Consider the following 1,290-nt stretch of genomic DNA (forward strand, 5'->3'; position numbering starts at 1 on the left):
GTATAAGAGACAGCACCAGCCCCAAGATCTGCCGGGACCTCGTCGCCCTCCTCCTCCAGGTCACCGGCCACCCCCAACACGCCGACACCGCCAGACTCCTGGTCTCCGAGATCGTCACGAACGTCAACCTCCACACCGACTCCCTGGCCGTACGCCTCGAAGTCGTCCTGCGCCAGGACCGCTTACGCGTCTCGGTCTACGACGACGCCCTCGACGCCGATCCCCGACAGAAACCCGGCGACGCGTACGACGAGCACGGTCGGGGCCTGCTCCTGCTCACCGGTCTCGCCCGGGACTGGGGCGTACAACGCGGCGCCACCGCACACGGCACCCCCGCAAACAGATCTGGTTCGGACTCGGCGGACCCCCCGGCCGCTAGCGTGCCCCCATGTTCCTCGAACCGCTCACGCCGACCGAGGCCGGCGCGCTCCCCGGCGAGCTGCTGACCGAGCTGACCGCCCTCTACGCCTCGAACCACGCGTTCCACGCCCTGAGCGGTGACTTCCCCGACCCGGAGGACATCCGGCCCGAGCAGGTGGCGACCGCGCTGGCCGACGAACTGGCCGACCCGGACACGGAAGTCCTGCTCGCCCGTAGCGCCGGGCGGCTCGTCGGGATCGCGATCACCCTCGGGACACATCCCGACCCGGAGGACGAGGACCCCTGGATCGGCCTGCTGATGATCGACGCCACGCGGCAACAGCAGGGACACGGACGGCAGTTGGCGTCCCTCGTCGAGGACCGCTTCCGCGCGGCCGGCCGAACCGCCGTACGCCTGGCCGTCCTTGACAACAATCCCGCCGCCCTCGCCTTCTGGACCACCCTCGGCTACGACGTCATCGACCACCGCCAGGACCGCCAACTCGGCCGCCCCTGCGCGGTGTTGCGCAAGCGGCTGCGCAGACTCCGGCACGCGGGCCGCGTCGCCGTACTCGACCCCGCCGGCTCCGTCTTCCTCTTCCGCTACGACGACGCCGAGAGCGGCAGCTTCTGGGCCCTGCCCGGCGGCGGCCTCGAACGGGACGAGACCCCGCGCGAGGGCGCCCTGCGCGAACTACGCGAGGAGACCGGCTGGACCGACCTGGAGCCCGGGCCCCTGCTCTGCACCAGGGAGGCCGACTTCACCTCCTCCGGAACCTCCGTCCACCAGCACGAACACATCTACGTCGCCCTCGACGCCGATCCCCGACAGAAACCCGGCGACGCGTACGACGAGCACGGTCGGGGCCTGCTCCTGCTCACCGGTCTCGCCCGGGACTGGGGCGTACAACGCGGCGCCACCGCACACGG

2 protein-coding genes are annotated in these 1,290 nt (G+C 71.2%); both read left to right on the forward strand.

Annotated elements, in window-relative coordinates; translation table 11 throughout:
• Window positions 1–446: ATP-binding protein (locus tag ACNFOC_RS54470; RefSeq protein ID WP_416966325.1), on the forward strand; the 446-nt coding region annotated here is incomplete at its 5' end.
• On the forward strand, window positions 389–1,290 hold a 902-nt coding region (locus ACNFOC_RS54475), incomplete at its 3' end, for a GNAT family N-acetyltransferase (protein ID WP_416966326.1). The genes ACNFOC_RS54470 and ACNFOC_RS54475, both read left to right, overlap by 58 nt.

The sequence above is a fragment of the Streptomyces colwelliae genome (assembly GCF_048158785.1).
GTDB lineage: Bacteria > Actinomycetota > Actinomycetes > Streptomycetales > Streptomycetaceae > Streptomyces.